This window comes from Deinococcus sp. QL22, assembly GCF_023370075.1.
Classification (GTDB): Bacteria; Deinococcota; Deinococci; order Deinococcales; family Deinococcaceae; genus Deinococcus.
In genome coordinates this window covers 114,581-130,471 of sequence record NZ_CP097151.1, presented here as the reverse complement: position 1 = coordinate 130,471, position 15,891 = coordinate 114,581, and the positions used below count along the sequence as shown (strand labels likewise).

At 63.9% G+C, this 15,891-nt stretch carries 14 protein-coding genes; all 14 read left to right on the top strand.

What is annotated here, in order from left to right; all coding sequences use genetic code 11:
• Nucleotides 1-21 precede the first annotated feature (21 nt).
• The 14 genes from M1R55_RS20015 (at nucleotide 22) to M1R55_RS19950 (ending at nucleotide 15,832) form a co-directional block, all read left to right on the top strand.
• Entirely contained in the window at nucleotides 22-1,422 is a 1,401-nt protein-coding gene (locus tag M1R55_RS20015) for an FAD-binding oxidoreductase (protein ID WP_249395184.1), read from the top strand.
• 105 nt (nucleotides 1,423-1,527) lie between these two features.
• The gene (locus M1R55_RS20010) at nucleotides 1,528-2,184 is read left to right on the top strand and encodes an FAD-binding oxidoreductase (RefSeq protein WP_249395183.1); all 657 of its coding nucleotides are present in this window, start codon (nucleotides 1,528-1,530) and stop codon (nucleotides 2,182-2,184) included.
• 726 nt (nucleotides 2,185-2,910) lie between these two features.
• Nucleotides 2,911-4,485 carry an ABC transporter substrate-binding protein gene (locus tag M1R55_RS20005; RefSeq protein WP_249395182.1) on the top strand — a complete coding sequence of 525 codons (1,575 nt, stop codon included), beginning with the start codon at nucleotides 2,911-2,913 and terminating at the stop codon, nucleotides 4,483-4,485.
• A 194-nt stretch (nucleotides 4,486-4,679) separates the two neighbouring features.
• Nucleotides 4,680-5,618: an ABC transporter permease gene (locus tag M1R55_RS20000; protein WP_249395181.1), complete on the top strand. Its 939-nt coding sequence runs from the start codon at nucleotides 4,680-4,682 to the stop codon at nucleotides 5,616-5,618.
• A 55-nt stretch (nucleotides 5,619-5,673) separates the two neighbouring features.
• Nucleotides 5,674-6,531, top strand: coding sequence for an ABC transporter permease (locus M1R55_RS19995; protein WP_249395180.1), 858 nt, complete (start codon nucleotides 5,674-5,676; stop codon nucleotides 6,529-6,531).
• On the top strand, nucleotides 6,528-7,598 hold the full coding sequence (locus M1R55_RS19990; RefSeq protein WP_249395179.1) for an ABC transporter ATP-binding protein: 1,071 nt from the start codon (nucleotides 6,528-6,530) through the stop codon (nucleotides 7,596-7,598). Before M1R55_RS19995 ends, M1R55_RS19990 begins: the two co-directional genes overlap by 4 nt.
• Complete coding sequence (locus M1R55_RS19985) at nucleotides 7,595-8,665, top strand: ABC transporter ATP-binding protein (RefSeq protein WP_249395178.1); 1,071 nt, start codon at nucleotides 7,595-7,597, stop codon at nucleotides 8,663-8,665. The genes M1R55_RS19990 and M1R55_RS19985 overlap by 4 nt, the downstream gene beginning before the upstream one ends.
• Nucleotides 8,662-9,693, top strand: a complete 1,032-nt coding sequence (locus M1R55_RS19980) for a GntR family transcriptional regulator (RefSeq protein WP_249395177.1) — start codon at nucleotides 8,662-8,664, stop codon at nucleotides 9,691-9,693. The genes M1R55_RS19985 and M1R55_RS19980 overlap by 4 nt, the downstream gene beginning before the upstream one ends.
• A complete protein-coding gene (locus M1R55_RS19975; RefSeq protein ID WP_249395176.1) occupies nucleotides 9,690-10,397 on the top strand; it encodes a creatininase family protein in 708 nt (235 codons plus the stop codon). Before M1R55_RS19980 ends, M1R55_RS19975 begins: the two co-directional genes overlap by 4 nt.
• Complete coding sequence (locus M1R55_RS19970; RefSeq protein WP_249395175.1) at nucleotides 10,394-11,491, top strand: ketopantoate reductase family protein; 1,098 nt, start codon at nucleotides 10,394-10,396, stop codon at nucleotides 11,489-11,491. The genes M1R55_RS19975 and M1R55_RS19970 overlap by 4 nt, the downstream gene beginning before the upstream one ends.
• Complete coding sequence (locus M1R55_RS19965) at nucleotides 11,488-12,255, top strand: SDR family NAD(P)-dependent oxidoreductase (protein ID WP_249395174.1); 768 nt, start codon at nucleotides 11,488-11,490, stop codon at nucleotides 12,253-12,255. The genes M1R55_RS19970 and M1R55_RS19965 overlap by 4 nt, the downstream gene beginning before the upstream one ends.
• Nucleotides 12,252-13,682 carry a dipeptidase gene (locus M1R55_RS19960; RefSeq protein ID WP_249395173.1) on the top strand — a complete coding sequence of 477 codons (1,431 nt, stop codon included), beginning with the start codon at nucleotides 12,252-12,254 and terminating at the stop codon, nucleotides 13,680-13,682. Before M1R55_RS19965 ends, M1R55_RS19960 begins: the two co-directional genes overlap by 4 nt.
• Entirely contained in the window at nucleotides 13,675-14,313 is a 639-nt protein-coding gene (locus tag M1R55_RS19955; protein WP_249395172.1) for an RraA family protein, read from the top strand. Before M1R55_RS19960 ends, M1R55_RS19955 begins: the two co-directional genes overlap by 8 nt.
• Nucleotides 14,300-15,832 carry a carboxypeptidase M32 gene (locus tag M1R55_RS19950; protein WP_249395171.1) on the top strand — a complete coding sequence of 511 codons (1,533 nt, stop codon included), beginning with the start codon at nucleotides 14,300-14,302 and terminating at the stop codon, nucleotides 15,830-15,832. The genes M1R55_RS19955 and M1R55_RS19950 overlap by 14 nt, the downstream gene beginning before the upstream one ends.
• Nucleotides 15,833-15,891: the final 59 nt, after the last annotated feature.

The window sequence follows — 15,891 nt, the reverse complement described above, 5'->3', positions numbered from 1 at the left end:
TGAGGCAGTCAGGAGGCCAGCATGAGCACCCGTGCCGGGTCAAAAGCGCCCTCTGCGCCGCCTGTTTTCTCGCTCGCCGCCGAGTTGACACGCCTGCTAGGCCCGCGCAAGGTGCTGTCCAATCTGTCGGAGCGTTTGAATTACCGTTACGACGCCATTGCGTTTGGGGAAACGCCGCTGTGTGTCGTCTTGCCCGACAGTACCGCTGATGTCGTGATCGCTGTGAAAGCAGCACGGGCAGCAGGTATGCCGATTGTCGGGCGGGGCGCGGCGTCTGGACTGTCTGGGGGCGCGGCTCCGACAGAGCCGGGGTTGGTGATCTCGTTTACCCGCATGACCCAGCTCAGCATTGACCCCGTGCTTCGGGAAGCTATAGCTCAAGCAGGCGTAATTACGTTGTCTGTGACGGAGGCGGCCAAACCGTTTGGTCTGATCTATCCCCCCGATCCGGCCAGCTTCCGCACGTCTACGATTGGGGGCAACTTGGCCGAGAATGCGGGTGGGCCGCTGTGCTTCAAATACGGCGTCACCGGGGATTACGTGCAAGGCTTGGAATTCGTGGACGCTGACGGCGAGGTACATTCCCTGACCCGTGACGCGTATGACTTGGCGGGCCTGCTGATCGGTTCTGAAGGCACGTTGGGACTAATCACCCAAGCCACGTTGCGGCTGACCACCCCCCCTCAGTTCACCCGGACGCTGATGGCCCATTTTGCTGAGGTCGGTCAATGTGCCGAAGCCGTGAGTGCTGCCATTGCTGCCGGAGCGGTACCCAGCAAACTGGAATTTATGGATCGGGCCTGCACCAACGCCATCGAAGATTATCTGCACCTGGGTTTACCCAGAGAGGCCGAAGCTCTGCTGCTGGTCGACACCGACGGGAATGATCTGGAAACGGTGGAAGAAGAACGCGCCTTAGTTGAAGCCGCTTGCCGGAATGCAGGCGGCACGGTGCGCCGCGCCGAGAGTGACGCCGAAGCCGCGCAACTCTGGCAGGCGAGACGCAGCGTCTCGCCCGCTCTGGGCCGCATCCGTCCACAACGCATGAATGAAGACATCGTGGTGCCGAGGAGCGTCTTGCCGGAAGTCGTGCGTGAAATCCGGGCCTTGGGCGACGCCTCAGGCCTGCATCTGGTGCAATTTGGGCACATCGGCGACGGCAATTTGCACCCCAATATCCTGTTCGATCCGCGCACCGAATCGCTCGAAGCCGTGCATGAGTTAGCCCATGAGGTGGCGCGGGTGGCCATCCGGCATGGCGGAGTGCTGAGCGGCGAACACGGCATCGGCTCCATGAAACTGGCCTTTATGCGCGAGGCCGTGGATGCCGGAACATTGGCGGCCCTCTGGCGGGTCAAGCACGCGCTTGACCCACACGGGGCACTCAATCCCGGCAAGGTCTTGCCTGCAGAGGAAGCGTGAACACAGAGTCAAAGGGCCAAGGGTCGAAGGGTCTCAGGGAAACTCAGACTCCTGCGCTGTTTCCACTTACCCCTCACCCCTTTCCACTCACGCCAAGGGCCAGTCATGCCGATTCTTGAGCTTTCCCCCAATGATCAGACACTGACGGTCACAGGCGATACCCCCTTGTTGGCGGTCTATGCTGCCTTACCTGCAGGTCTGTATCCCCCGTTTCCGCCCGTGGAATTGCCAGGTGGTGTGGGTGGCTTGGTCAGTCGTGGGGGCTTTGGGCAGAACTTCTTTTTTGCGGCTGAGGTCTTGGGCCTGACGTTCATTTCTCCCAGCGGTCAGCGCATCGTGGCGGGCGGGCGCACGGTCAAGAATGTCCAGGGCTATGACCTGACCCGGCCCTTTGTCGGCAGCTTCGGCGCACTCGGACACGCTGAAAGCGTCACGCTCAGGCTTCGCCCCGGCCGAGTGAACGCCCATCACAGCCGAACTGGACGGCTCTCGGAAACCGCAGATCTCGCTTCCAGATTCGTGTGGCAAGCAGGGGAGACGCTCCATGCCTTCCATATCGGTCACGCTGCCGAGGTGGCCTCTGTCATGAATCAGTTTGGGGGGACACCGCACTTAGAACAGCTGAACTACTGCCCGCAGTTCGAACAAGGCGTAGGAATTGGCGAGCACGCGATACTGCAGGATCGGCGCTTTCGGTGGGCCAATGGGTCTGTGATACCAGTCATCCCCGCCCTGTTTCAACGGTTGGCCAGTCTGCTCTGAAGGTGATGCGCTGCGAGCGGGATGACGAAGGGACGCCCAAGCCCGCTCCAGTGGCGACGTCCAGCACCATTGTGTGACCTTGCCCCGGCTGGAGTTCTGCCGCCCCTGTCAGGCTGGGCTAGAGACGACGCTGAGCCAAGGAATAGGGGAGCGCTCTGGGCGGCACTCGAATCTCTGAGTGCCGTGTCCCGCCTTGCCCGCTCCCCCTGTTGAAAGCCCCGTTCTGCCCAAAGTGGAGCGAAATCCAGAGGCTGACCCGACCCACTGCAGCGTGACGGAACCGGGAAGTGGAGCAAGGCCCGCGGACGGGGTAGCCAGCTCCGTTCAGCCGCAACACTTCACTGCGTGGCTGTTCCATGCTGATGGTTACGGGACTCCACGCATCTAGAGGCTGCGACGCGTAAATGAGGGCTGGGGCCACTCCGGTGGTCTGCCGAAGACCCAAGCTGGGCGGCACTAAAATCCGGGCGTTCTCCGCTGCCGGGCCAACGGCGCCGTGTACTGAAACCTTACCTCTCAATCTGGCCCAGATGCCCCCTCACGAGGAGGGCAGCTGTTCTGATCCACCCGCCAGGCTGGACAGGCGCGGCCCCAACAGTGTCGGCCCTGGCCCATCCAAACTTCGCCGGGCGGAAGTCTAGATGGGCCTTGCGGCATTCCCAAAGCAGTGTTATGGTGAGGCATAACAAAAATCTCTCTTGTTATGTTCGTCCTGGAGGAAGTGCTATGAAGCGACTGACCCACGTGACTCTGACTCTTGTTGCCGCCTTGTCGTTGGGGCACGCCGCCGCCGTTACCCGTGGTGGCGAGCTGGTCTACGGCCGCTACGCCGATTCGTTATTTCTGGATCCGGTGCTGAACGATGCCAATCTTGATATCTGGATTTTGACCAACCTGTATGACACCCTGCTGCAGCCCACGGCCGATGGCAAAGGCGTGCAGCCTGGACTGGCCAGCAGCTACACCCCATCCAAAGACGGCAAGAGCATGGTGCTGAAACTGCGTGCTGGCCTCAAGTTCGCCGATGGCAGTGCGCTCACCGCTCAGGACGTCAAATGGTCGCTTGACCGTGCCCGGCAGCCCGACGCCGGAGCCTGGAGCAGCTCGCTGGCCAGCATCAACTCCATCACCGTCAGCGGCAACACGGTCACCCTGCTTCTCAAGCGCCCTGATCCCACCCTGCCTGCCGCACTGGCCACCTTCAATGCCGCCATCATGCCGCAGAAACTGTTTACCGCCGCGCCCGGCAAGAACGACGCCGAGAAGGCCAAGGCCTTTGCCGAGAAGCCCATCGGGTCTGGCCCCTTCGTGCTGAGCGAGTGGAAACGCGGCTCCTACATGGTGCTCAAGCGCAATCCGTATTACTGGAAGAAGGGCTCGGACGGCAAAGCCCTGCCCTACCTCGACCGCGTGCGTTTTGAAATTATTCCCGACGACAACACCCGTATCCTGAAATTGCAGGCCGGAGAGTTGCAGGGCGCGGAATTTATTCCTCTGAGCCGCGTGGCAGAGCTGAAGCGCAATGCCAACCTCAACATGCAGTTGTTCCCTTCGACCAAGGTCAACAGCATTCTGATGAACAACCGCCCCACGCTGAACAACGGCACCGTCAACCCACTGAGCGACGTGAAGGTGCGCCAGGCACTGAACTACGCGGCCAACAAAGAAGCCCTGATTCAGGTCGTGACCTACGGCACCGGCAAGGTCATGAAGTCCTATATGTCGTCCACGACCCCGCTGTTTGACGCCTCACAGAAGGGTTATCCCTATGATCTGGCCAAAGCCAAATCGCTCCTGGCCGCTTCCAAATTCAAGGGCGGATTTGAGATCAGCGTGCTGGCGACCAGCGGCAGTGCCGACGATCTGGCCCTGCTCACCGCGCTTCAGCAGATGTGGGGGGCCATCGGGGTTCGGCTCAAAATCGAGCAGGTGGACTCGGCCACCAAGACCGCCCGCTACCGCGCCAACGATTTCCAGATGCGGACAGCGGCCTGGACGAACGACATCAACGATCCCAGCCAGATCACCAGCTATTACACGCTCTTCGACAACATCGAGTCGGTGCACACCGGATTCAAGAGTGCCGAAGTCGACAAGCTGTTTGACCAGAGCCAGCAGGAACTGAGCCGGATCAACCGCGCCTCGCAGTACCGCCGGATTCAGAGCATCTACCTGAATGCCGCGCCGATCATCTACCTCTACGAAACGCCCTATCCCGTGGCGCTCTCCAAGAAGGTACAGGGCTTCGTGCAGATTCCCTTGGGCAACAATATTTTCTCTGCTGCGTCGCTCGAAAAGTAAAGCTGAGGGCGCTATAGCTCACACCCCGAGTTTGCCCGATGTTTGGGCAAACTCTCTGCTTCCTGGCCCGGTCAGTCCGCTCAGCCGATTTCAAGATGGGCTGTAAGCGCCCCCCCCATTCAGTTCTTGTCTGAACAATGATTCTGGCGCTGCCACACGCTCCCCGTGAGAGCAGCGCCTTCTCTGGAGGCGGGATGCACGCCACTTATGTTCTCAAACGCCTGCTTCAGATTATCCCCACGTTTTTGGCGGTGATGCTGGTGGTGTTCCTGTTGGTGCGGCTGTTGCCAGGCGATCCAGCCAGCGCCATTCTGGGCGACCGGGCCACCGCCGATATCGTGGAGCGCACCAACCGCCAGTTGGGCCTCGACCGACCCCTCCCCGTTCAGTTCGGGATTTTTGTCAGCCGTCTGCTTCAGGGCGACCTGGGCGACAGCATCAGCCTCAAGATCCCCGTGCTGCGCCTGATCGGCGAACGCCTGCCTGTCACCCTGTTTCTGACGGTCTACGCGGCGGTGCTGGGCGTGCTGATGGCCGTTCCGCTGGCCGTATTGGCCGCCGTGAAGCGCAACACCTGGGTCGACGCCGTGATCCGGGCTGTCTTTCAGGTGGGCCTTTCCTTGCCCGTGTTCTATGTGGCCCTGCAACTGCTGACCCTCTTGGGCGCACGTCTCCAGTGGTTTCCCATCGGCGGTTACGGCGACACCTTCTCCGAGCATCTGTATCACCTGTTTTTGCCTGCCCTGACGCTGGGCCTGAACCTGGCGGCGGTGCTGGTTCGTACCCTCAGAAACAGCGTGATCGAGGTACTGACGGCAGAATATGTGGATTTTGCCCGCGCCAAAGGCCTGCGCTCCAATCTCATTCTGAGCCGTCATGTCCTCCGCAATGCCCTGATTCCCACCGTCACCCTGCTGGGCCTGAATATCGGGGCCCTGATCGGCGGGGCCGTCATCACTGAGACTGTATTCGCTATCCCTGGCGTGGGCCGCCTGATGGTCGACGCCATCTTTGGCCGCGACTATCCGGTGATTCAGGGCCTCACGCTGACTTTTGCTCTTCTGGTGTCGGTGGTCTTTCTGATCACGGATCTGATTCACGCCCGCCTTGATCCCCGAATGGAACTGTCATGAGGGGCCATCTGCGGGTTGCTGGTGCTGGGCCGCAGGCCTGTAGGAAGGAATTAACATGACCGTCGCTCAGATTCCGCCCGTGGTCGCCGTCCCGCAGGCCAACCGCCGCCGGTGGCCCAAACCCACCCTGCTGATTGGTCTGGCACTGCTGCTGCTGTTGCTGATCGCCGCCCTGTTTCCAAAGGTGCTGGCCCCGTTTAGCCCCACAGATTTTGATTACGAAGCCATTTTGCAGGCTCCCAGCGACAAACATCCCTTCGGCACCGATAATTTTGGCCGCGATGTGCTGAGCCGGGTCGTGTACGGCACCCGAATCGACCTGCAAATCGCCCTGTTTACCACCCTGTTTCCGTTTCTGTTCGGCACCCTGCTGGGCGCGGTTACCGGCTACCTGGGCCGCTGGAGCGACGCGCTGGTGGGCCGCCTGGCCGATCTGGTCGTGGTCTTTCCCTTCCTGGTGCTGGTCATTGCCATTGTCGCGGTGCTGGGGCCAGGCCTGACCAACATGTATATCGCCGTCAGCGCCGTGGGCTGGGTCAGCTACTGGCGGCTCACCCGGGGAGAAGTCATGACCCAGAAGAAGGCCGAGTACGCACAGGCCGGACGGGTGCTGGGGTACAGCCCCTCGCGCATTTTGTTTCGCCACCTGCTGCCCAACTCGGTCACGCCTGCCATCGTGTACCTGATGACCGATATGAGTCTGGGCATTTTGCTGGGAGCGTCGCTGGGGTACCTGGGTCTGGGGGCACAGCCGCCCACGCCCGAATGGGGGGTCATGGTGGCCGACGGCAAAAACTTTATGGCGACGGCCTGGTGGATCAGTACCTTCCCTGGCCTGGCCCTGACCCTGGCAGGCGTGACCTTCAGCCTGATCGGTGACGGTCTGGCCGACGCCCTGAGGCCCCGCGCATGACCGGTGTTCCTCTGCAGACAGCAGAGCGCCTTCCTCAGGGGCTGACTTCCAGCACCTCAGAAGCTCCGCTGCTGCATGTCCACGACCTGAATGTGCGGATTCCCACCCCGTCAGGCGAACTTCATGCCGTGCGTGGCGTCAATTTTGACCTCAACAACGGTGAAGTGCTGGGGTTGGTCGGAGAGAGTGGCAGCGGCAAAAGCGTGACGTTGCGGGCCCTGCTGCGTCTGCACCGCGCCCCCGTGAAGATGTCAGGGGAGGTCAGCTACGCGGGCGAAAACCTGCTGACCATGCCGGAATCCCGGTTGCGCTCGGTGCGCGGCGGGCAGATCAGCATGATTTTTCAGGAGCCCATGACCGCCCTGAATCCTGTACTGACCGTAGGCGATCAGATTATTGAAAACCTGAGTGAACACCGCAACCTGCGGGGCCGCGCCGCCCAGGAGCGGGCCGCCGAACTGCTGGATCTGATGGGGATTCCCAGTCCCAGGGCCCGGCTGGCCGACTATCCTCACCAGTTTTCCGGCGGAATGCGGCAGCGGGCCATGATCGCCATCGCGCTGGCGTCCGAACCCCGCCTGCTGCTGGCCGATGAGCCCACCACCGCGCTGGACGTGACCATTCAGGATCAGATTCTGCGCCTGCTGCTGAAACTGCGCTCCGAACTGAACATGAGCATCATTCTGGTCACGCACGATCTGGGTGTGATTGCCCAGACCTGTGACCGCGTGGCCGTGATGTACGGGGGCCGTCTGGTGGAAACGGCCACTGTGCATGACCTGTTTCGCCGCCCCCTGCACGCCTATTCGCTGGGCCTGTTGCAAAGCCTGCCGGGTGCGGGCCAACATCGCCGCCCGCTTCAGCCTATTCCGGGGGGGCCGCCCAACCTGCTGTCCTTGCCGCCGGGCTGTCCGTTTGCGCCCCGCTGCACCTTTGTCACCGAGGCCTGCCTGGGGGCCGAACCCCCTCTGGTCGACGTGGCTCCAGGCCGCCAGAGCGCCTGCGTTCACTTTGACCGCTTGCCCCCTCTGGGCGAGGCGGCATCAGGTCAGGAGGTGACCCCATGACCCCGACCAACACGCGCGAACCGGCCCTGATGGAAATTCACGGTCTGACCAAAACCTTCCCGGTGCGCCAGTCGCTGCTGAGCCGTTGGCGCGGTCAACCTGTCCGCAAGGTTCAGGCCCTCACCGATGTCCACCTGTCGGTGCAGCGCGGCGAAACGCTGGGCATCGTGGGCGAAAGTGGGTGCGGCAAATCCACGCTGGCCCGCACGCTGGTGCGCCTCTATGACGCCGACAGCGGCGAGGTTCGCTACGGACAGCTGGATGTGCTGGGGCTGCGCGGGGCAGCGCTGCGCCAGTACAACCGCCGGGTTCAGATGATTTTTCAAGACCCCTATTCCAGTCTCAATCCCCGCATGACCGTGGGGCAGGTGTTGCGCGAAGCCCTCAGCGTTCACAAGATGCGCCCGCCAGAAGCTCAGGCCGCGCGGGTTCAGGAGTTGCTGGCTCTGGTGGGCCTGCCCCCGCAGGCAGCGGGCCGTTTGCCACACGAGTTCAGCGGTGGGCAGCGCCAGCGCATCGGCATTGCGCGGGCACTGGCGCTGGAACCCGAATGCCTGATCGCCGATGAACTGGTGTCGGCGCTGGATGTCAGCGTGCAGGCCCAGGTCGTCAATCTGCTGCTGGAGCTTCAGGAACGTCTGGGCCTCACGGTGCTGTTCGTGGCCCACGACCTGCGCCTGGTGCGCCACCTGTCTCACCGGGTGGCGGTGATGTACTTGGGCCGGGTGGTCGAAGTGGCGTCGACTGAGGCCATGTTCACTCAGCCCAAGCACCCGTACACTCAGGCGCTCCTGGCCGCCGCCCCCACGCTCGATCCCAGTCGGCGCACCGCCGCGCCCGCCATTACCGGAGAGTTACCCAGCCCGCTGAATGTGCCCAGTGGGTGCGCGTTCCGGACCCGTTGCCCTCACGCCTTTGACCGCTGCGCGGTGGAACGTCCGGCGCTGCAGACGGTGGTGCAAGAGGGAGGCGGCGGGCAGGAAGTCGCCTGTCACCTCTACGATCCAGCCTCTGATCCTGCACGGACCCTGACTTCAGGCCTTCAGCCTGTGCAGGTGCCGCAATGAAAGCCTCTGCCGCGCCTCCCTCTGAGCTGCCGGGGCCGCCCCCCGGACTGCCGCCCACACCATTCACCTGGCCGTACAGCCTTGACCGCAGCCTGGGCGTGTCGGTGGGGGTGCAACTGCGCGGGCAACTGGAATACGGGATCGCCTGCGGCGAATTGCCGCGTGGCTCGCGCCTGCCCAGCGTGCGCGAATTGTCTCAGGGCTTGGGTGTGGCGCACGTCACGGCGGCGCAGGTCTACAAGGACTTGCTGGCGCTGGGACTGATCGTCACCTCACGCGGGCGCGGCACTTTCGTGGCCGATGTTTCCGCTGCTCAGTCCGGCCCCGATCTGACCCGGCTGCATCAGGTGTTGGGCGGCGCCCTGCGGCAGGCCGAAGCGGAGGGCTACAGCGTCCGCCAGATTCGCAGCGCACTGAACGTGCTCTTGGCTCAGGGCGATCCGGCCCCGTCCGAGGGCGTCAATGTGCTGCTGGTGGGCCTCTTTTCGGACGCGACCCACAGTTACGCTGCCGATGTTCAGGCGGTGCTGCGCCCCGGCGACCGCATTCAGGCCCTGACCCTCAGCGACCTGCGAAACGGCGAAGGGGTAGTTTTGGCACGGGCTGCCGACGTGGTGCTGGCCCTGGCCCACCGCCTGGCCGAAACCTGTGCCCTGCTTCCCGGCATGGACGTCATCCCAGTCGGCTTTATCCCCTCACAGCCCACCCGCGCCGCGCTGGCGGCCCTGAACCCCATGACCCGTCTGGCGGTGGTCGCCACCTTCGAGGAGTTTCTTCCCACGTTTTTGGCCGGCGTCAAACGCTTCGCGCCGCACGTGGCTGCGGTGCGGGCCACCCACATCCATGCCCCCAACCTTCAGAGCGTGCTGGACAGCTGCGACGTTGTTCTTTACGCCACCGGCTCAGAAATGATCCGCGAGCTGGTGGCTCCCAAACCCTCTCTGGAATACCGCCACATCATTGACCCCCACGACGTGGAGCGGTTGGTGCTTCCTGCGGTTCAGGCGCACCGAAAGGATCCCGAATGACCCCTATCGAACAGATGAACTGGATGCAGGTCGAACGCAGGCTCGAAACCGATGACCGCTGCGTCCTGCCGCTGGGCAGCACCGAGCAGCACGCCTACCTGAGCCTGTGCGTGGATAACATTTTACCCGAGCGTCTGGCCCGCGAGGCCGCCGAGCCGTTGGGCGTCCCCGTGTTTCCGGTGCTGCCCTACGGCATTACGCCCTATTTCCGGGGCTATCCCGGCAGCGTGACCCTGCGCGTGCAGACCTATCTGTCGGTGGTGCGCGACGTGCTGGACAGCCTGTATGAACAGGGCTTCCGCCGCATTCTGCTCGTCAATGGGCACGGCGGCAACACCCCCGCACAGGGCTTTGTGGGCGAATGGATGGCCGACCATCCCGGCGCCCGCGTCAAGTTTCACAACTGGTGGAACGCGCCGCAGGTGTGGGCACAGGTTCAGGCCACCGACACCAACGCCAGCCACGCCTCCTGGATGGAAAACTTTCCGTGGACTCGGCTGGAAGGTGTGGCCCTGCCTGATCACGAGAAAGCGCCGCTGGATCTGAACCGTCTGCGCCTGCTGGGGCCGCAGGAACTCCGCACCTATCTGGAAGAGGGCAATTACGGCGGGCGCTTTCAGAGGCCGGATGAAGACATGCAGGCCATCTGGGAGACGGCTGTGCTGGAAACGCGGGCGCTGTTGGAGGAGGGATGGGCCCAATGACCACCGCCCCCGAATCCTCCGCTGCCGATACGCCCGCAGACCAACCTCGCCGCCTGCTGATCTGGGGAGCCGGAGCCATTGGCGGCACCATCGGGGCTTACCTGGCCCGTGAAGGCCACGACGTGACGTTCGTAGACCGCGCCGCCGACCATGTGCAGGCCATCCGCGATCACGGCCTTCAGGTCACCGGGCCATTCGGGGATTTTGCGGTGCAGGCCGCCGCCTTTACCCCAGACGAACTTCAGGGGCAGTGGGACACCGTGTTGCTGTGTACCAAAGCTCAGGATACCGGGGCGGCGGGCCGGGCCCTGCTGCCACACCTGACGCCTCAGAGCGCGGTGGTTTCGGTGCAGAACGGCCTGAATCCGCTCATCCTCAATGACATTCTGGGGCAGGGCCGCGTGCTGGGCAGCTTCGTCAACTTCGGCGCAGATTATCTGGAGCCGGGCGTCGTCCATTACGGCGGCCGGGGCGCGGTGGTGATTGGCGAGCAGGGCGGCGAGCTGAGCGAACGCGCCGCCGAGCTTCACGCGCTGCTGTGCCTGTTCGAGCCTGAGGCGGTCTTCAGCCCCAACATCATGGGGTACCTCTGGAGCAAGTTGGGCTACGGGGCGCTGCTGTTTGCCACGGCGATTACCAACGACAGCATTGCGGATTCGTTGGCCCAGCCGGAAAACCGTGCCCTGTACACCGAACTGGGCCGCGAAGTCTTGCGCGTCACGGTGGCGCACGGCGTGACGCCCGAAGCCTTCAACGGCTTTGACCCGGCGGCCTTTTTGCCTCAGGCCAGCACCGCCGAGGCGCATGCCAGCCTGGATGAACTGGTGGCCTTCAACCGCCGCAGCGCCAAAACCCACAGCGGGATCTGGCGGGATCTGGCGGTTCGCAAGCGCCGCACCGAGGTCGACGCGCAGCTGGGCTGGGTGGTGCATTTCGGCCGGGAACACGGCGTGCCCACGCCCCTCTCGGCCCGGCTGGTCGAACTGATTCACGAAATAGAAGACGGAAAACGCGAACTGAGCCGGGGCAACCTGGCCGAATTGCGGGCCGCGCTGCCCCACCCCTCAGATCAGGTTCAGGAGGCGACACTATGAACGTTCAGTTTAGAGAACAGACCGTCCTGGTGACCGGGGCCGCACAGGGCTTTGGCCGGGCCATTGCCCTGGCTTTTGCCGAACGGGGGGCCAACGTCTACGCCTGCGATGTGCTGGACGACAGTTTGCAGGAAACTGCGGGCTTGGCCGAGGGGGCAGGCACGCCGATTCGGGTTCGCCGCGTCGACGTGACCGATCAGGACGCCGTACAACACCTGGTGGATGAGGCGGTGCTGGACACCGGCCGCGTAGACGTGTTGGTCAACAACGCAGGAGGCGTGCTGGGTCAGGTGGGCCGCCCGCTGGAAGAAATCACTCCACAGGACTGGCGGGCCATTTTCGGCGTCAATGTGGACGGCGCCTTCCTGTTTGCACAGGCCGCCGCCCCCCACATGAAGCGTCAGAAGTCGGGCCGGATCATCAACATCAGCAGTGGCGCGGGCCTCGGCATCAGCCTGACGGGCATTCAGGCCTACGCCAGTGCCAAGGCCGCGCAGATCGGCCTGACCCGCCAGCTGGCCCATGAACTGGGAGAGTGGGGGATTACCGTCAACAATGTGGCGCCGGGGTTTGTCCGCAGCAACCCCACCACCGAGCGTCAGTGGCAGAGTTACGGCGAGGAAGGCCAAGCGCGTCTGCTGAACAACATTGCCCTCAAACGGCTGGGCACCCCGCAGGACATTGCCCACGCGGTGCTGTTTTTCGCCTCCGAACAGGCTGGATGGATCAGCGGGCAAGTGCTGAGTGTGGACGGCGGCAAATGAGCCGCGCTTCAGAAGCTTCAGCTGGTACCGCACCCCCTGAACTGGCACAGGTCTTGTCTGTCTTGAAAGCGCGGGCCGATGCGTCGCTGGCCGAGTTGATCGAGTTTGCCAGTATTCCCAGCATCAGTGCCCAGTCTCAGCACGCGCCCGACATCCAGCGGGCCGCCGACTGGCTGGCGGCGCGGTTGCGGCAGGCTGGACTGGACACCGTAGAACTCTGGCCCACCGCCGGACATCCCGCCGTGTACGCCGAGTGGTTGGGGGCCAAGGGTGCGCCGACCATTCTGGTGTACGGCCATTACGATGTGCAGCCGCCCGACCCCCTGGAGCGCTGGAACACTCCGCCTTTTACCCCCACTGTCGTCGGAGACCGCATCTATGGGCGCGGCGTCAGCGATGACAAGGCCCCCCTGCTGCTGACCGTGCAGGTCGCGGACGCCTACCTGTCCTCCACTGGACGGTTGCCGGTCAATGTCAAATTTTTGTTCGAGGGTGAGGAAGAAGTGGGCAGCGTCCATCTGCCCGCGCTGGTGGCCGAGCGTGCCGGGCGGCTGCGGGCCGACTTTGTGCTGAGTGCCGACGGCGGCATGTGGAGTGCCGAAACGCCGTCGCTGACGGTCAGTGCCCGGGGAATTGCAGCCCTGGAATTGACGGTGCGCGGGCCAGCCAAAGACCTGCATTCGGGTCGGCACGGGGGCAGCGTTCATAACCCGCTGCACGCCATCGCCGCGCTGGTGGCTGGCCTGCACGACGACCGGGGCCGGGTGGCGGTGGCCGGGTTTTATGACGGCATAGAAGAGCGCACGCCCGAGCAGCGTGACTCCACGGCCCAGCTGCCCTTCAGTGATGAGGCCTACCTCGCTCAGACAGGAGCGCCCACCACCTACGGCGAGGAAGGGTTGGGCACGCTGGAGCGCCAGTGGCACCGGCCCACGCTGGAACTGAACGGCCTGTGGGGCGGGTACACCGGAGAAGGCAGCAAAACAGTGCTGCCCAGCGAGGCCCACGCCAAAATCACCTGCCGTCTGGTGCCCGGACAGGATCCCGCCCGCATTTCGGCGCTGATCAAGGCCCACCTGCACGCCCACCAGCCGCCGGGCGTCACCCTGGACGTGCGCCTCAGCGACCACCAGGCCCGCGCCTATCATCTGCCCCAGGGCCACCTGGGCGGACAGGTGGCGCGGCAGGTGTTGGCCGAGGTCTACGGTCAGCCGCCGCTGGAAGTGGGCATGGGCGGCAGTATCCCTGTGCTGGACACCTTCTTGGGCACACTGGGTCTGCATACCGTGTTTTTCAGTTTTGCGGTGGGAGACGAGGACATCCACGCCCCCAACGAGTTTTTCCGGATCGCCAGACTGGCAGAAGGGCAGGAATCCTGGGCACGCTACTGGGGGGCCCTGGCCGCCGGGCAGGAGCCGCGTGGCTGAATTGGGCCAACCTGCGCTGCTGGCCGAGTGGACAGCGCTGCTGGCCCAGGAAGATGACCTGACCTGCACGGTCAGCGATGTGTTGGGGCGTGGGGCCGCATTGGGAGCCGACTTCCGCCCGGTCTGGCCCTCTGCGAAGTTTGTTGGCCCCGCCGTAACCGTCCGGACTCTGGGCAGTGACCTGAGCGCTGTCTTTGCTGGAATCGAGGCGGCGGCTCCGGGCAGCGTGCTGGTCAGCGATTCGCACGGCGTCCGTCACTCGGCCTTCTGGGGAGAGCGCACCACCCGCGCAGCGCTGGCGAGAGGCCTCCGGGGGGCAGTGATCGACGGGGCCTGCCGCGACGTGCGGGCCATCACCGCCCTTGGGTTTCCGGTGTTCAGTACAGGCGTGACCCCCAACGCGGGCCTGCGGCTGGGCCAGGGCACCATTCAGGAACCGGTGGCCCTCGGCGGCGTGCCCGTGCTGCCCGGTGATCTGATCGTGGCCGATGACAACGGGGTCGTGGTCGTTCCTCAGGGCAGAACAGAGGAGACGCTGCGCCAGGTTCGGGCCGCGCTGCAAGCGGAAGCGGCTCTGCGCCTGCCTTCACCCTCCGCCCCCTTCAAGGAGAAGAGTCATGACAGAATTTAAACGGCGTTCGGCAGAACTCAACGACCTCCTGTGCGTGCTGAACGTGCTGACCTGGGACGCCCGTACCCAGATGCCTGCGGGCGGCACGGCGGCCCGCGCCCATCAGATGGCGACCATCAGCGGCGTGGCGCGTGAACGCCTGCTGGATCCGGCCTTTGAACAGGCCGCCCAGCAGGTGACCGGAAACGAGGTGGACACCCGCGCGGCCCAGCAAGCCCTGGAAGCCGTAGCCGCGATGCGCCGCGTACCCGCCACCCTGACCCACGATCTGGCTCTCCTCAAAAGCGAGTCGCAGGTGCTGTGGGCACAGGCCAGAAGCACCGGCAAATTTGCCACCTTCGCCCCGGCCCTGGAACGGATGGTCGATCTGAACCGCCAGTTGGCCGACGCCCTGGGCTACGAGGATCATCCCTACGACGCGCTGCTGAATACCTATGAACCGGGCCTGACCGTGGCGACCCTGCTGCCGCTGTTCGGTCGTCTGCGGGCCCATCATGTGGAGCTGTTGCAGGCCATTCAGGATCAACCTCAGCCCCGCAGCGACTTTCTGACGCGCCAGTATCCCGCCCCCCAACAAAAAGAGTTTTCTCTGGCGATGGCGCAACTGTTCGGCTACGACACCGAGCGGGGCAGGCTCGACGAATCCGCGCACCCGTTCGAAATCAGTTTTACGCGGCAGGACGTGCGGATCACGACCCGCTTTCAGGAACACTTTCTGCCGGCGGCCCTGTTCGGCACCCTGCACGAGGCTGGGCACGCGATGTACGAACAGGGCGTTCACCCGGACCTCAGCCGCTCGGTGCTGACCAGCGACCTGTTGGGCCTGTACGCGGTCGCCGGGGCCAGTTACGGCACCCACGAAAGCCAGTCGCGCCTGTGGGAAAACCGGATCGGCAGGTCGCGCGGGTTCTGGAATCTGCAGTATCCGCTTCTTCAGGCCACCTTCCCCGAGCAACTGGCCGACGTGGGTGTGGCCGAGTTCCACCGCGCGGTCAACCGGGTGCAGCCCAGCCTGATCCGGGTAGAAGCCGACGAACTGACCTACGACCTGCACATCATGTTGCGCGTGGACTTGGAACGCGCCCTGATCGGCGGCGAACTGAGTGTGCAGGATCTCCCCGAAGCCTGGAACAGCCGGATTCAATCTGACCTGGGCCTCACCGTGCCCTCGGATTCGCAGGGCGTCTTGCAGGATATTCACTGGTCGTCGGGTATGTTCGGCTCTTTTCCGACCTATACCATCGGTAACGTCATGGCGTCGCAGTTTTATCAGGCCGCCGAACAGGCGCTGCCAGAGTTGGCGGCGCACCTGTCGGCGGGCGATTACGCGCCTCTGCGCCAGTGGCTCACCGAGCAGATCTATCAGTATGGCCGGACGTTTACGCCCCACGAACTGCTGGTCAGAACCACGGGCAGCGGCCTTGATCCCGCGCCCTACCTCCAGTACCTGACCGACAAATACAGCGACCTGTACGGGCTGAAAGGGGAGACCACCTCGTTTCCCGCCGCCTCACACTGAACCACGCTGTGTTCGCCCGTATCCAGACGGCTCCGGCGGTCTGGTTCCCACCCCCCCTC

Coding starts and splice junctions, on each gene's coding strand:
- M1R55_RS20015 (WP_249395184.1), top strand. CDS start 22: ATGAGCACCCGTGCCGGGTCAAAAGCGCCCTCTGCGCCGCCTGTTTTC.
- M1R55_RS20010 (WP_249395183.1), top strand. CDS start 1,528: ATGCCGATTCTTGAGCTTTCCCCCAATGATCAGACACTGACGGTCACA.
- M1R55_RS20005 (WP_249395182.1), top strand. CDS start 2,911: ATGAAGCGACTGACCCACGTGACTCTGACTCTTGTTGCCGCCTTGTCG.
- M1R55_RS20000 (WP_249395181.1), top strand. CDS start 4,680: ATGCACGCCACTTATGTTCTCAAACGCCTGCTTCAGATTATCCCCACG.
- M1R55_RS19995 (WP_249395180.1), top strand. CDS start 5,674: ATGACCGTCGCTCAGATTCCGCCCGTGGTCGCCGTCCCGCAGGCCAAC.
- M1R55_RS19990 (WP_249395179.1), top strand. CDS start 6,528: ATGACCGGTGTTCCTCTGCAGACAGCAGAGCGCCTTCCTCAGGGGCTG.
- M1R55_RS19985 (WP_249395178.1), top strand. CDS start 7,595: ATGACCCCGACCAACACGCGCGAACCGGCCCTGATGGAAATTCACGGT.
- M1R55_RS19980 (WP_249395177.1), top strand. CDS start 8,662: ATGAAAGCCTCTGCCGCGCCTCCCTCTGAGCTGCCGGGGCCGCCCCCC.
- M1R55_RS19975 (WP_249395176.1), top strand. CDS start 9,690: ATGACCCCTATCGAACAGATGAACTGGATGCAGGTCGAACGCAGGCTC.
- M1R55_RS19970 (WP_249395175.1), top strand. CDS start 10,394: ATGACCACCGCCCCCGAATCCTCCGCTGCCGATACGCCCGCAGACCAA.
- M1R55_RS19965 (WP_249395174.1), top strand. CDS start 11,488: ATGAACGTTCAGTTTAGAGAACAGACCGTCCTGGTGACCGGGGCCGCA.
- M1R55_RS19960 (WP_249395173.1), top strand. CDS start 12,252: ATGAGCCGCGCTTCAGAAGCTTCAGCTGGTACCGCACCCCCTGAACTG.
- M1R55_RS19950 (WP_249395171.1), top strand. CDS start 14,300: ATGACAGAATTTAAACGGCGTTCGGCAGAACTCAACGACCTCCTGTGC.